Annotated in this window: 14 protein-coding genes; 1 reads left to right on the forward strand and 13 read right to left on the reverse strand. The window is 65.8% G+C overall.

Translation table 11 applies throughout. From position 1 onward, the window contains the following. Positions 1-106: 106 nt before the first annotated feature. The 4 genes from C8J40_RS07755 to C8J40_RS20215 form a co-directional block, all read right to left on the reverse strand. The gene (locus C8J40_RS07755) at positions 107-1,129 is read right to left on the reverse strand and encodes a LacI family DNA-binding transcriptional regulator (RefSeq protein ID WP_132896506.1); all 1,023 of its coding nucleotides are present in this window, start codon (positions 1,127-1,129) and stop codon (positions 107-109) included. 112 nt (positions 1,130-1,241) lie between these two features. Next, a complete protein-coding gene (locus C8J40_RS07760; protein WP_132896507.1) occupies positions 1,242-2,558 on the reverse strand; it encodes a nitrate/sulfonate/bicarbonate ABC transporter ATP-binding protein in 1,317 nt (438 codons plus the stop codon). A 17-nt stretch (positions 2,559-2,575) separates the two neighbouring features. After that, positions 2,576-4,321, reverse strand: coding sequence for an ABC transporter permease subunit (locus C8J40_RS07765; protein ID WP_243693265.1), 1,746 nt, complete (start codon positions 4,319-4,321; stop codon positions 2,576-2,578). Between the two features lie 57 nt (positions 4,322-4,378). Continuing rightward, positions 4,379-4,519, reverse strand: a complete 141-nt coding sequence (locus C8J40_RS20215; protein WP_165911382.1) for a hypothetical protein — start codon at positions 4,517-4,519, stop codon at positions 4,379-4,381. Positions 4,520-4,807: 288 nt separating this feature from the next. Here C8J40_RS20215 and C8J40_RS07770 point away from each other — a divergent pair, with 288 nt between their 5' ends. Then, entirely contained in the window at positions 4,808-5,086 is a 279-nt protein-coding gene (locus C8J40_RS07770) for a metal/formaldehyde-sensitive transcriptional repressor (RefSeq protein WP_132896508.1), read from the forward strand. Positions 5,087-5,093: 7 nt separating this feature from the next. On the opposite strand, the gene lysA is transcribed toward C8J40_RS07770, so the two are convergent. The 9 genes from lysA to C8J40_RS07815 all read right to left on the reverse strand — a co-directional run bounded on the left by lysA (position 5,094) and on the right by C8J40_RS07815 (position 13,247). Continuing rightward, positions 5,094-6,326 carry a diaminopimelate decarboxylase gene (gene lysA / locus C8J40_RS07775; RefSeq protein ID WP_132896509.1) on the reverse strand — a complete coding sequence of 411 codons (1,233 nt, stop codon included), beginning with the start codon at positions 6,324-6,326 and terminating at the stop codon, positions 5,094-5,096. Between the two features lie 20 nt (positions 6,327-6,346). Beyond that, positions 6,347-6,610 carry a hypothetical protein gene (locus C8J40_RS07780; RefSeq protein WP_132896510.1) on the reverse strand — a complete coding sequence of 88 codons (264 nt, stop codon included), beginning with the start codon at positions 6,608-6,610 and terminating at the stop codon, positions 6,347-6,349. Further along, positions 6,607-7,110 carry a methyltransferase domain-containing protein gene (locus tag C8J40_RS07785; protein ID WP_132896511.1) on the reverse strand — a complete coding sequence of 168 codons (504 nt, stop codon included), beginning with the start codon at positions 7,108-7,110 and terminating at the stop codon, positions 6,607-6,609. Before C8J40_RS07785 ends, C8J40_RS07780 begins: the two co-directional genes overlap by 4 nt. 13 nt (positions 7,111-7,123) lie before the next feature. Further along, the gene (locus C8J40_RS07790) at positions 7,124-7,387 is read right to left on the reverse strand and encodes a hypothetical protein (RefSeq protein ID WP_132734429.1); all 264 of its coding nucleotides are present in this window, start codon (positions 7,385-7,387) and stop codon (positions 7,124-7,126) included. 183 nt (positions 7,388-7,570) lie between these two features. After that, positions 7,571-7,894 (reverse strand): hypothetical protein, encoded by a 324-nt coding sequence (locus C8J40_RS07795; protein ID WP_132896512.1) that lies wholly within the window; start codon positions 7,892-7,894, stop codon positions 7,571-7,573. 29 nt (positions 7,895-7,923) lie between these two features. After that, positions 7,924-9,450: an insulinase family protein gene (locus C8J40_RS07800; protein ID WP_207901161.1), complete on the reverse strand. Its 1,527-nt coding sequence runs from the start codon at positions 9,448-9,450 to the stop codon at positions 7,924-7,926. A gap of 222 nt (positions 9,451-9,672) precedes the next feature. Further along, on the reverse strand, positions 9,673-12,219 hold the full coding sequence (locus C8J40_RS07805) for a TonB-dependent receptor (RefSeq protein ID WP_132896514.1): 2,547 nt from the start codon (positions 12,217-12,219) through the stop codon (positions 9,673-9,675). 102 nt (positions 12,220-12,321) lie between these two features. Next, on the reverse strand, positions 12,322-12,951 hold the full coding sequence (locus tag C8J40_RS07810; RefSeq protein ID WP_132896515.1) for a hypothetical protein: 630 nt from the start codon (positions 12,949-12,951) through the stop codon (positions 12,322-12,324). A 23-nt stretch (positions 12,952-12,974) separates the two neighbouring features. After that, the gene (locus C8J40_RS07815) at positions 12,975-13,247 is read right to left on the reverse strand and encodes a PadR family transcriptional regulator (protein WP_132896516.1); all 273 of its coding nucleotides are present in this window, start codon (positions 13,245-13,247) and stop codon (positions 12,975-12,977) included. Positions 13,248-13,259: the final 12 nt, after the last annotated feature.

Raw genomic sequence — 13,259 nt, forward strand, 5'->3', positions numbered from 1 at the left:
GCCGGTATGCGCCAATGCAATGGATTGCAACAATCGATTGCGGTGCGGTGGTCAAACGTTTTCGGTGTGGCTTTTTCGCATCATTATTACTGGCAGTAGGCGGCGGTCAGGCTGAATCGCGCAGGATCAGATCGGCCGGCATGACGACCGATGGCGCGTCTTCGCCCCCCAGTCGGGCAAACAACGCGGCGATCATCGCTGATGCACCCTCCTGAATGTCCTGGCGCACCGTCGTCAGCCGCGGGACGATCGTGCTGGCAAGCGGCAGATCGTCAAACCCGATCACGGGCAGGCCACCCGGTACCGCAATGCCACGGTCCGCGAGCACCCGGATCGTGTGCATCGCGATGACGTCCGACGCAGCGGCGATGCCGTCGATCCTGCCGCGGAGACGATCGAGATGGCCCGCGATTTCGTCCGACATCACATCGGAGGCGAGATGGGTGGCGCACTGGATCGGTTCGCCCAGCCCGGCCTCCTGCGTCGCCTGTTGCAGCCCGGCGTAACGCTCGCTCAGTTCGAGCGTGCGGATCTCGCCGAAGAACGCGATCTGGCGACATCCGCGTTCGATCAGCCGTCGTCCCGCACGCAACCCGCCGGCGCGGTTATCGACGCCGACGGCACAATGATGCTGGCCTTCGATATGGCTGCCCCAGACCACCAGCGGCCGATAGCGCTGCGCCACCCGCTCGATCGCCTCGAACTGGTCCGACTGCCCGATCAGCAGCACGCCGTCGAGCATGCCAGAGTCGACGATCCGCTCGAGCCAGTCGCTCGCATCCGGGATGACCCGCGACAACATGATGTCGTACCCGGCCTCGGTCAGTGCGTCGGCAAGATACCCCAGGATCGCCATGAAGAACGGATCGGACACGTGCTGGCGGCGCTCATGGCCGAGCGGCACGACGACGCCGATCACGTTGGTCTTCTGCGTCCGCAATCGGCTCGCCATCTGATTGAGGCGAAAATCATGCTCATGCGCCAAGGCCTGGATACGCGCCCGCGTTTCCGGGTTCACGAGCGGATTGTCCGCCAAGGCGCGCGATACCGTCCCCGGGTGCACGCCCGCCAATTTGGCAAGATCGCTGATCGTTCGTGGTTTGGTCGACGGAATGATGGGGTCGGTCATCCCGTCTTATACAAACGCCTCTCCGAGCAACCCAACTGAAAACGGGTACCCGAGGCTCATGCCGTCCCCGCGGTCCCTTGAACCGCCACGCGTACCGCAGCGAACCGCCGGATCACACGGCATCGTCTAGGCTGAAGCGGTCCGCATCCTCGTCATACGCGAACACCTCGGCATAACGGCCCCAGTGCGTCACCGTCCGCAACGTCTCGTCGGCGTAATCCTCCGACATATGATCCTCCAGCTCGTCGCGGAACCGGCGCGCGGGGGCGACATGCCCGCTACGCTCGTCGAGGATCCGGCGGATGTGCTGCGCGAGCGGGACATGCGCGAGCAACGCCTGCGCGAACAGCGCTTTCCGCGCGTCGACATCGGCCTGCGCATAGCGTCGCGCGGCCGGCGTCAGCAGGATATCGGCCCCCTGCAACTCGGCGAACCGCAGCAACTGGAGCGTCTCCGCCATCGGGAACAGATCGTCGACCTCCAACTGAAGCTGATCGGCGAGGTCGGCCATCGCCGCGCGACCGTCGAACGGGCTGGCGTCGACTTCCTCGATCAACCCGGCGAGCGCGTTGGTCGAAACGCGCGGCAACACCATCTGGATACCGGTGCCGGGGAACAGCCCGTCGCGGACCGGCTCGACCGGCGCACGCGCGGTCATCTGCGCGTAGATGTCGTCGACCAGCTTGCGGAAGGCGGGATCGAGCCGGTCGCGGGGCTGCGGCAGCTCGACCTTGATCTCGGCAGCGACGCGGCCGGGGTTGGACGAGAACACGAGGATGCGGTCGCACATCAGCACCGCCTCCTCGATATTATGCGTGACGATCAGAATCGACTTGATCGGCATCCGCCCTTCCGCCCACAGATCGAGCAGGTCGGTGCGCAAGGTCTCGGCGGTCAGCACGTCGAGCGCGGAGAAGGGTTCGTCCATCAACAGCAGCGACGGATTGACGACGATCGCGCGCGCCAGCCCGACGCGCTGGCGCATCCCGCCCGACAGTTCCTTGGGATAGGCGTTCTCGAACCCGTCGAGGCCGATCAGGTCGATCGCCGCCAGCGCGCGGGTGCGGCGCTCGTCCGCCGGAACGCGCTGCGCTTCCAGGCCAAGCTCGACATTCTGGAGCACGGTCAGCCACGGGAACAGCGCGAAGGTCTGGAAGACCATGCTGATCGTGTGCGCAGGCCCATCGGGGACGTCGGCGAAGTGCACGCGGCCCTCGTCCGGCCGGATCAGCCCTGCGATCGATCGCAGCAGCGTCGACTTGCCCGAGCCCGAGCGACCGAGCAGCCCGACGACCTCGTCCTCGTGCAGCGTCAGGCTGACGTCGTCGAGCACCGGCGCTCCGCCATCGCCGCGGCCATAGCGATGACTGACATGCTCGACCCGAACGAGCGGGCGGCTGGCTGGGGCGCGGAGAAATGCTGTTGCCATGTCTTGTCCTTTCGACATCAGGCGAGCCGGAGACGGCGTTCGGCGAAGGCGTACATCGGACGCCAGACGAGACGGTTGAAGGCGATGACGAACATCGACATCACCGCGATGCCGAGCGCGACTCGGGGATAGTCGCCGGCCTCGGTCGCCTTGGCGATGAAGGTGCCGAGCCCGTGCGCCTCGACCTTCTGCGTGCCCCACGACACTGCTTCGGCGACGATGCTGGCGTTCCACGATCCGCCCGACGCGGTCAGCGCGCCGGTGACGTAATAGGGAAACACGCCGGGCAGCGCGACCTGTCGCCACCATTGCCAGCCGCGGACGCCGAACATCCCCGCCGCCTCGCGCAGGTCGGTCGGGATCGCGCTGGCGCCGGCGATGACGTTGAACAGGATGTACCACTGCGTCCCCAGGATCATCAGCGGCGACAGCCAGATGTCGGGCGAAAGCCGCCAATGGACGATGCCGATCACTGCGAACGGGAACAGGACGTTGGCGGGGAACGCCGCGAGGAACTGTGCGACGGGTTGCAGGCGCTCCGCCCATTTGGGGTTGAGGCCGATCCAGACGCCGATCGGCACCCAGACGAGGCTGGCCAGCGCGATCAGCACGACGACGCGCAGCATGGTGATGCAGGCCAGCCCGAACACTGCGACCGCATCGCTGAGCCGCAGCGTCGCAAAGACATAGCGTCCGGCGAGCCAGAGCGCGGCGACCACCGATACCAGGACCACCGCCTGCCACAGCCGCTCCAGCACGATGCTCGGTTCGCGGACGCGGCGCTCGCGCGGGCGTGCCCTGCCCCGGTCGAGCGCCAGCAGGAGCCGGCCGAGCGCGGTAACCGGCGCGAACAGCACCGGCAGCAGGCGCGTGCGGCGGAAGAGGTCATAGGCCCAGGACTGCGGCCGCTCGGTGCTGGCGGTCTGCTCGAACCGGAAGCGATCCGCCCAGGCGACGACCGGCCGGAAGACGAGCTGGTCGTACAGCAGGATGACGATCCCCATCGCCACCACCGCCAGACCGATTGCGGTGAAGTCCTTGCGCGCGATCGCGAGTGCCAGCCATGAGCCGACCCCGGGCAGGGTCACAGTCGTGTTGCCGACCGTGATCGCTTCGGACGCGACGACGAAGAACCAGCCGCCCGACATCGACATCATCGCGTTCCAGACCAGCGACGGAGTCGCGAACGGCAAGTCGAGCCGGAGGAAGCGCCGCACCGGCGACAAGGCGAAACCGCGCGTGACCTCGTCCAGGTCGGACGGCACCGCGCGCAGCGACTGGTAGAAGCTGAACGCCATGTTCCACGCTTGGCTGGTGAAGATCGCGAACACCGCGGCCAGCTCGACGCCCAGGATCTGGCCCGGGAACAGTCCCATGAACGCTGTCACAGTAAAGGTCAGGAAGCCGAGGATCGGCACCGATTGCAGGATGTCGAGCATCGGCACGATGATCTGCCCGGCACGGCGGCTGCGTGCGGCGAGCGTCGCGACGACCAGCGTGAAGACCAGGCTCGCCGCGAGTGCCGCGAACATCCGGATCACGGTGCGCAGCCCGTAATAGGGCAGATACCGCGGATCGAGCGTTACCGGCTCGACGCGCAAGCGCGACAGCGGCTCGGCCACGCCTTCGGCGCCGCGGACCAGCAGCGCGGCGATACCGATCAGCAGCACGAAGGCGATGACGTCGGCGCGGTTGGGCTGGGTCAGGCGGAGAATGCGCGAAACCGAGCGGACCCGGCCGCCTGTCGCTACGATATCAGTCACGACGCCATCCCTCCCCGCCGACGAGACGCGCTAGCGTCGCCGCGTGACAGGCGTGCGTCATGCCGACGGCTCGGCCATGGCGCGGGCTCCGCTCGCCGCCCATCCGCGAAGGATACGGCCGCGGTGGAGCGGCGCGGCGGCAAGCGCGGCGTGAATGGCACAATCATGCTGGATCGTGCGGAAAACTACGTTGGTCATCAGGCGTCTCTTCCGGGCTCGTGGGCGAGTCCGGGACAGACGCTCAGCCGGATCGCACTCGCGATTCGTGAACGGCGTGCCCGAACCCAGGACGTCCAGCCGTGATCGTCAGCAGGGCAAAGCCGCTACTGTCGCCATCGCCGGACAAGGGGGTAGATCGGGGTTTCATGTGCGTCCTGTTCGTTACCGGTGCCGCGATTGCGCCACCTGCCGGGCGCCCTTGGCGTCGCGACGAGCGCCCGCTATACCCTAGGGGGGTATAGATCAAGAGGGTGATGCATTTCGGCCATGAGCCATGTCGAAAAAGAGAAAAAGAAGCTGCTCAACCGGCTCAAGCGGCTGAAAGGACAGATCGAAGCGCTCGAACGCGCGATCGAGGAAGACCGCGAATGCGCGCGGGTCTTGCAACAGGCGACCTCGTGTCGCGGTGCACTCGACGGGTTCATCGCCGAGGTGATCGAGGATCATATCCGCGAGCACATGATCGATCCCGCACACGCGCGCGACGATCCGCGCACGGTCGCGGCCGAGGAGTTGGTCGAGATCGTCCACGCGTACCTCACCTGACACCTCCCTACGCCGCGAACTCCTCGGGCAGATAGCGATCGGCGACGATCTCGAACCGATCGCCATCGACCAGCACCTGCGGGCTGAGTGCGCGGCAGTTGTAGGTTGACGCCATCGCCGCGCCATAGGCTCCGGTAGCGTGCAGCACGGCGAGGTCGCCGCGACGGACCTGGTCGATATCGCGCGCGACTGCGAACACATCGCCGCTTTCGCAGACCGGGCCGGCAATCGTCGCGACCATCCGCTCACCGTCGGGCATGACCGCCTCGAAGCGGTGAAAGGCATCGTACAGCGCCGGTCGCGCGAGATCGTTCATCGCGGCATCGACGATCACGAAAGGATGGTCGGCGCCCGGTTTCACCCAGATCACCCGCGTCAGCAGCACTCCGGCAAGACCGGCGACCACCCGCCCCGGCTCGAACGTGAGTTCGACGTCCCAGTCGCGCGTGACCCGCGCGACCATCGCGGCATAGGCGTCGAGCGTCGGAACGACGTCGTCGGCGCGATAGGGGATGCCGAGACCACCGCCGAGATCGACGCGGCCGACAACATGGCCGCGCGCACGCAAGTCCGCCACGAGCTGACCGATCCGATCATAGGCCTCCTCCAGCGGGGCGAGATCGCGCAGCTGGCTGCCGATGTGCAACGCGACTCCGACCAGATCGAGACCGTCGAGGCGGGACAGGCGATCGTACATCGCGGGGACGTCGGCGATCGCCACGCCGAACTTGTTGCCGCGCCGCCCCGTCGAGATCTTGGCGTGCGTGCCGCCATCGACGTCGGGATTGACGCGCAGCACCGCGGTCGCCCGCCTGCCCTGCGCACGGGCCAGCGCGGCGAGCACCTGTCCCTCCTCCTCCAGTTCGAGGTTGAACTGCCCGGCGCCGGCAATGAGCGCGTCGGCGAGTTCGCGATCGGTCTTGCCGACGCCTGAAAAGACGATGTCCGATGCCGCGATCCCCGCATCGAGCGCGCGCCGCATCTCGCCACCCGAGACGATGTCGGCGCCGAAGCCGCATCCGCCCAGCAGGTGCAGCACCGCGCCGTTCGGGTTCGCCTTGACGGCAAACGCAACGCGCACGCGTGGCAGGATCGACAACGCCGCCCTGAACCGCTGTGCAGCATCGCGCAGCGCGGCGGCGGAGTAGACGTGGACGGGCGTGCCCACCGCCTCGGCGATGACGGGCAGCGGCACGCGCTCGGCGCACAACACGCCGTCCCGTGGACTGAAATAGGTCATGGGTGTTCGGTGTCCGATAATCAGGAATGGGGCGGATCGGCGCGCCGGCGGGTGCGACGGAGGCGCACGGCATGGATCGCTTCGGCGGTATGTCCATGCCCGTGACGTTCGGCGCGCAGCACCACTACCACGCGCTTGCCGTTGATCATCAGCGTCAGGCCGAGCAACGCGATCGGAAACACCAGCATCGCCAGCGCCGACCCGTTCATCGCCGCGACCACGCCGCAAGCCCCGGCCGCCATGACCAGCCCGACCGTACGCCACGCAATATCGCGCCTGGTCATGCCGCGATATCCCGATCATGCGAACCGGCCTGATCGTCGATCACGATCCGCCCGGCCTTGCACAGCGCAAGCCGCGCGTCGGGCTGCCGCGCCCGCGCGGAGTCGTGGCAGATCACGATATCGGCGGGCAGGTCCTGCTCGTCGCGCAAGGCCGTGACCATGTCCGCAGCGTCGAAATCCAGGCCGATCGCAGGGTCGACGACGCGAAGCGCGGCGGACCGCGCGCGACCGATCAACAGCGGCGATCGGTCAATGCCATGTCCCTCGATCGCGGTAAAACCAAGCCGTCGCGCCTCCGCCAGGGCGTGCAACAGTAGCGTCCCGGCACCGCATTGGGCATCGACGATACGCACTGCGTGTCGGCCATTCGTCCGCAATGCCGACAAGGCGGCCTCGATCTGGGGCCAGCGCGGGTCCTGCACGGCGGCCTTTGACGGGTGCCGCGGCGTGTTACCGCCGACCGCCGTCCGCAACCGGACGGGAATAGCATGAACGTTCATCGCAATCTCCCGATCAAGCCGCACGTGGCAGCGCCCGCTCGTCGCGACCGACGGGGGCAAAGGACACGAGCGGCGTCAGCGGCAGGTCGGCGATCTCGACGCTCGCATGGTAGATATCCCGTTCGGCCTGCGCATAGCGCATTGCCGCGCCGTAGGAGATGAAGCGACCTTCCAGGCTGCGCCTGCTGTCCTGGACCAGCCAATGGCCCGCGCGATCCTGGCCGACATAGATGACGAGCCCGGTAGGATCGGGCTCCGATATGGGTTCAGACGACATCTCGCCTCGGTACCTTTCGTATCGCGAGCGTCCTGCCCGCCCCCGGGATTTACGGGGTACGGCATAGCGCTTCGAGATCGATCTGCGACGATCGCATAGTACCAGCATAGTATTGCGCGCAGGCGGGGCGGCAGTCGATCTAGCGGGGCCGACCCTGCGCCAGGCGGTCGTGATCCGGCGGCGTTAAAATCGCCATTTGAAGGTGACGGCGGCGGCGGGCGTCGTGGCTACCGGACTTGTCTGCTGGATCGCGTGAATAGTGGTCTCGGCTTTCAGGGGGCCGGTGAATTCCGCGCGAACGGGCTTCGCCAAAAAACCTCGTACATCGCCGAGCCAGATATCCATCCCCTTTGGCGCGCACACGACGACGTCGTCAGAGGCGGTTCGATCCGCGCAGGTCACTTCTTTGGGGCGAACCTTGGCGAGGTCGAATTCCAGCGCGAGGGGAACAACCGTTTGTGACCCGGCCGATGCAGCGATGGCCATGACGATCAGATCGCCCACCATGTCGACCTCCTTTCCCAAGTCCCGAAAATTCAGAGACCGTTGCAGCCGGTCTTGGATGCCTCGGCAATCGATGTCCGTATCGCGCTCCCGTCACCGGCCATTGGAGCAAGATCGGGCGATTCCACCCGGACATGGCGAACCCCGGCACGCCATTGCTGACGCCACCAATAGTTGCCCGCCTGTGCATCGATCGCTGGAAGACGGGTCTGCGCGCGTCGCAATAATGCGCTGGGCGGGATCAGCGCCCTGCCCGCGGCAAAAGCGTGCGAAAGGTCCTTGGCGAGTTCGACGTTCTGAACTTGGCCCATGGCGCTGGTACGCCGGTCGAGATCCTGGATCAGAGCGCGCTGTGCCGCGTCCCATTCTTGATCGGAGAAGCCGCCACTATCAAGCGCGCACCTCACCCGGGCCAGACCGGCAATGGCGGGGTGCCATGCGTCGCCCGCGAAATTGTCCCAGAGCATGATCAGCCGGTGACCCTGCTCACCGTTCTCGATGTAGAGCCCGACCTTGCCCGGTGGACTGTCTGGTTGCATTGCGCTCAGCCGCGTGTTGACCGCGCGGAGCACCAGCATCTCCAGCAGCATAGCGTCGATATGTTGTCCGCGGGTCGGCAGCGGCAGAGCCGTCGGCATCACCACCGTCATCAGCGCGGTCCTTCGCCCTTGGGGCAGCGCTGCGACGCTGATCGGTGCGATGCGGTCGGATTGAAACGCTGGCACGGCGACATGCGCGGTAGCCTGCCCGGCGTGCCGCCAACTGCCGAAATGCTCGCGGATCAGCGCCTTCGTCTTTACCGGATCGACGTTTCCGACGATCACGATCATCATGTTTTCGGGCTGGTATAACCGCTGATAGAGAGCCCTGATCGTGGCGATGCTTGCTGTCGGTACGTCGTCCGAATTCTGGGCGTCGATCACGTCAGTCGGAGAGCCAGGTGCGACGGCTGCGATATACCTGGCGTAGATGTCGTTCCCGAGCGTTTTTTCGCCCATTTCACGGGTCACGTCCGCGCGCTGATCGTCCACCGCGTCCGCACGGAACGTCAAGTCGGTCGCCACCTCGCGGAATAGCCCCAGCAGCGTGTCGAGATCGGTCATCCTGGTCGTTCTTGTCGATACGAAGTAATTGGATTCGCGCCAACTCGTCGTCGCGGCGGAGGGCGCGGGAAAGGTCAGTGGCAAGCCGACTTTGGGAAAATGCCGAAGTTCGTCGGGCGCATCGATCGTCGGGCTCGTGAAGACGAGATGTTCGATCAGATGGGTGAGCCCGCGTTCGCCCGGGCGGTGTTCCTCGATGAAGCCACCCTCGTTCCGCATCAGCACGCCGATGCCGGGTTCGTCCCCGCGCCGGGGCAGAATAGCGAACCGCACGCCGTTCTTCAGGCGTCCGGTCATCACCGGCTGCCAATCGGCCGAAGACGATCGCGTCACGCTCGCCTGCGCCATCGTCTCGGGGACCGCGAGGCTACGGCGCTCGTTCGCCTGTGCAACGGTAGCGGCAAGACTAAACAGGCCCAAGTGCAATGGCACTGTCGAGACGTTCCTGAAACGCACGCCTGATCTCCCGCACCTATCCGAACGCCGCGTGACATCGGATTTTAGGGATGATGCGGGGCATTTGCGGCAACACGGTGGCGCCAGTCGTGACGTGCGCGACCAGCGGTATTTTACTGGCATACGACATCGAACCAAGGTGATCTTCCGTTGATCGGCGCGCTGCTACCGGGACGTTTGTCTAGCGGTCCTAAATCCCCAGCCGGACGACTGCCCTGAAGGTCAAAAGAGTTTGCGGAGCGACAGGACTACACTGCGGCCGACGGCATCGAGCAGATCCGGCTGATAACGATAGGGAACGGAGCCGCTCGCATCACGCACGCGTTGACGCGCATCGGTTATGTTGGCGACTTCGAGCTTGAAGCCGAGATGCCGGGTCCAGTTCTGGTGCGGCAGAAAATGGTGGATGCTCAGCGAACCGCTGAGATTGATCTTGCACAGAGGCGCGAATGTCAGGGTCGATGCGGCGACCGTCCCGCGAACGGTGGCCGGACCGGTGCAGTAGAAGTCGAACGTGCCGCCATTGCCGAGATAGCTCAAACCCCCATAGCCATAGCCGGCCAGTCGCTGCGTCGTGCCACCCGACAGCGTGTCGCCGGCCAGCAGGTCGAGCATCGGCGCCCCCGGCCTGAGCGCGATCCGGTCGGCAAAGCGGACCGTCGGGCCGATCCCGCCGTAGAAGGTCGGGCGGTCGGGCGGCCGACCATCCGGCGTCGTGGGAGGCTTGGCGCGACCGAGTTGGCCGTTGGCGGCGAGCGTGATGTTCAGCGTCCGCTGACGCTCTCGGAAGACGTTAGTCGGACGGAAAGCGACCGATACCAATGCGCCGGCGCCATCGCGGACGAACAGGTCGGGCAGCGCCGCCTGGATGGCCGGGGTGAGCGCGTAGACGGTCTGGATGCCATCCCGTATCTCGGTTGCCTCGTAGGTTGCGCCGATCCGAAGCTCGCTCTTGGCGAACGGTTTGACGGTCGCGCCGATCGAACGCGTCCGGCGACGCTCCGCGGACAGCGCCGGGTTGCCGCCCAGAAACAGCGTGACGAGCGTCGAGCGGCCGGTAGCGAAGTCGAACAACGAGACCTGTGGCGCCGAAATCTGCGGCCCGGCAAGCTGGTCCAGCGTCGGCGCAACGGCCGACCGTTTGAACTGCGCCAACAGCTGCAGACCGGTGAACGGCGCCCAGTTCACGCCCAGCGTGGAGTCCGATAGACTGCCGAAACCGCCGACGTGGCGGACGCTGGCGGAGGTGTTGGCCGACAGCTCGCCGATCCAAGGCAGGACATCCTCGCGGCGTGATGCGATCGGCAGGTCGAGCGCGACTGCGCCCTCGACCCGGCTGCGATCGAAGGCGATCGCGGAGGGCGTGGCGCCGCGCGTCCTGCTGTCCGTACCGATCTGCTCGCCCTCGACGGTGGCGGTTAACGTGACGCGGCCCGCGGGGAGGCGCAACGGGCGGTTGGTCGCAACGAATTTGGTCCCGGCACCATAGGTCGATTGCACGGTATGATCGACAAGCCGGGTGGCAAGGAGCGCGGAATCGAACGGCCGGAACGGATCGGCGCCGGCGGCAATCGCGGCATTGGCGGCGGTGATGTCGATCGCCTTGGCGACGATGCCGTCCCGGTGCTGCATATCGAGCGTACCGGTCCAGTCCCATTGCCAGCCCCGCCATGCGCCACGCACCACGGTACCGGCATGAAGCGTGGTGATATCGGTGCGCTGGCTGAGCGGCGGCGCCTCGACGAGGTAGCGCTGGAGCAGCACGTCCCGGCTGAACGGTGAATACGGATTGCCACTGGGCAGCATGAACGTCGCGCTGGCGGGGCCGAACACGGTCCGCTCGCGACTATGGTCCGCGGTCAGCGTCAGAGAACCGGACATCTTTCGGCCGATCCGGTTGGCGATCACCGCCTCGCCGTGGATCGTGTCGTTCGCGGGTGCGAGCGTACGCAGCGGCGACAGATCGAACAGCCGCGGCTGGTTTGCGTTCGCCGCAAAACTGTCCAGTCCAACCATGCCGACCGATAGCGGCCCCGCCGGCACCGGGACGATCGTCACGACCTGCCCCACCATTGCGGACAATGCCGGGTCGATCTCGCCCCCTGCCAGCACACCGGTGATGTTGCCCCTCGCGTCAAACGGCACGTCCGGATCCGGCAGGACGCGACGCCGCGATTGCAGCAGCGCATCGGTATGACGCGCATCCAGCGACAGAGTCAGGCGACCGTCGCCGCGCAGCCGCGTAAAATCGAGATGCGCGTCGGCATTGTCGGCACCACCACGTGTCGACGTACCATCGGCCTGCTTCAACGACAGCTGGCGAAACCGGCGCTTGGTGATGAAGTTCACGATCCGCCGGGTCGGTGGATAGCCATATTGAAGCGCGACCGGCTCCGGAAACACCTCGACCTTCTCGATCGCCTCCGGCGGCAGATTGCCGATCTCCTGATATCCCGACACGCGTTGCGCATTGAGCAGGAAGATCGGCTCCTGCCCGTCGCCCGATTGCGTCACCCCGCGAATGGTACGCAGCAACTCATCGATCGAGGTCGCGCCAGTCGCGGCTATCGCCCCCGCATCCAGCGTCGCCAGCGGTTGGATCGCGGTATCGACCTGCCCGCGCCGGCCGACGACAATGATATCGTGACGCGTATCCAATGCGTCGGGCCGGGCGGGTGTTGCATCGGGATCGGCGTTGACCGGCGCAGCGGGAAGCGCCCTAGACTGGCAAATACCCGCCACCGACCAGTTAAGGGCGAGAACCGTCAAAGAAAGACGACCAGCCCGTAGAGTATCGCAATACATATTGTCGGGTGATCTCACGGGTGCTTCACCTTTATGAGGCTTCGGTAATCGGCGACACCAAACGGATCAACTATACCCGGAATCGTACTGCGTATTTGCGGTGTCTCGATCTATGCACCATTGCCACCGCACGAGCACCAGGATCGCAACATGCTGCGCGACAAACGCCAGGATCGGCAGCGCCATGCGAGTCTCATCGAACCCGAGCAGCGCAACGAATACTATCAGGGTCAGTGTCGCCGCGGCGGTGAACCGCTCAAGCGCCGCAACGCGATCCCAGTTACGGTCCAGGATCGCCCAGGCGATGAGGACACTCGCGCCGGCCAGCAGGAACACGGCTAGCGACAGTGACGATGCCGCCGCTCGGTTACCGTCGTCGAGAAGATTCGGGCGCGCACCACCGAATGACAGGATACCAACAACGTCGTCATGCCCAAAATCGAGATACGGGAAGCCGACAATCGCGCCAATCGTCAACACGGCGGCGAGGGGAAGGATCAGGCCTACCGCGAGCGCGTAACTCGTCAGCGCAAAGCGCCCGTCCGGGTCGGTGAGCATCATCCGCCACGCGCCGTGCAGGCAGCCAAGCGCAAAGGACAACGGCTTGCCATCGGCGATCGACGCCTCGAACTCGCCCAGCATCGCAAGCCCCCAATCGCGACGACGAGCACCGACGCAGCGGATCGCGATTTTCATCAGGCACCGGGACAACGCGACAGTCATATCCAGAGCATTTCCCCGACGGGTTGCGCACGGTCATTCCCGATCGAGCGCGCAAGCGATACTCCCGCGGCGGTCAGGCGATAGACATGACGCGGGGGCCGCCCGGCCTGTATCGGTTCGCGCCACTCGGCCTCCAACAATCCCTGCTCCGTCATCCGTACGAGCAACGGGTAGAGCGTGCCCGACGAGATGCCGGTATCCTTCATCAGGTCATACCCATGCCGCCAGTTCTGAGGATGATCCGCCATCGCCGCGAGTAGCGTGAGCATCTGTTTCGAGGG

The organism is Sphingomonas sp. PP-CC-3A-396 (assembly GCF_004343105.1).
In the GTDB taxonomy this organism is placed as follows: domain Bacteria; phylum Pseudomonadota; class Alphaproteobacteria; order Sphingomonadales; family Sphingomonadaceae; genus Sphingomonas.

What these genes read in the sequence shown, in the direction of transcription:
- C8J40_RS20215 (WP_165911382.1), bottom strand. Translation starts at nt 4,519, where the DNA reads ATGACCAACGTAGTTTTCCGCACGATCCAGCATGATTGTGCCATTCAC.
- C8J40_RS07755 (WP_132896506.1), bottom strand. Translation starts at nt 1,129, where the DNA reads ATGACCGACCCCATCATTCCGTCGACCAAACCACGAACGATCAGCGAT.
- C8J40_RS07770 (WP_132896508.1), top strand. Translation starts at nt 4,808, where the DNA reads ATGAGCCATGTCGAAAAAGAGAAAAAGAAGCTGCTCAACCGGCTCAAG.
- lysA (WP_132896509.1), bottom strand. Translation starts at nt 6,326, where the DNA reads ATGACCTATTTCAGTCCACGGGACGGCGTGTTGTGCGCCGAGCGCGTG.
- C8J40_RS07790 (WP_132734429.1), bottom strand. Translation starts at nt 7,387, where the DNA reads ATGTCGTCTGAACCCATATCGGAGCCCGATCCTACCGGGCTCGTCATC.
- C8J40_RS07785 (WP_132896511.1), bottom strand. Translation starts at nt 7,110, where the DNA reads ATGAACGTTCATGCTATTCCCGTCCGGTTGCGGACGGCGGTCGGCGGT.
- C8J40_RS07815 (WP_132896516.1), bottom strand. Translation starts at nt 13,247, where the DNA reads ATGCTCACGCTACTCGCGGCGATGGCGGATCATCCTCAGAACTGGCGG.
- C8J40_RS07780 (WP_132896510.1), bottom strand. Translation starts at nt 6,610, where the DNA reads ATGACCAGGCGCGATATTGCGTGGCGTACGGTCGGGCTGGTCATGGCG.
- C8J40_RS07760 (WP_132896507.1), bottom strand. Translation starts at nt 2,558, where the DNA reads ATGGCAACAGCATTTCTCCGCGCCCCAGCCAGCCGCCCGCTCGTTCGG.
- C8J40_RS07810 (WP_132896515.1), bottom strand. Translation starts at nt 12,951, where the DNA reads ATGAAAATCGCGATCCGCTGCGTCGGTGCTCGTCGTCGCGATTGGGGG.
- C8J40_RS07795 (WP_132896512.1), bottom strand. Translation starts at nt 7,894, where the DNA reads ATGGTGGGCGATCTGATCGTCATGGCCATCGCTGCATCGGCCGGGTCA.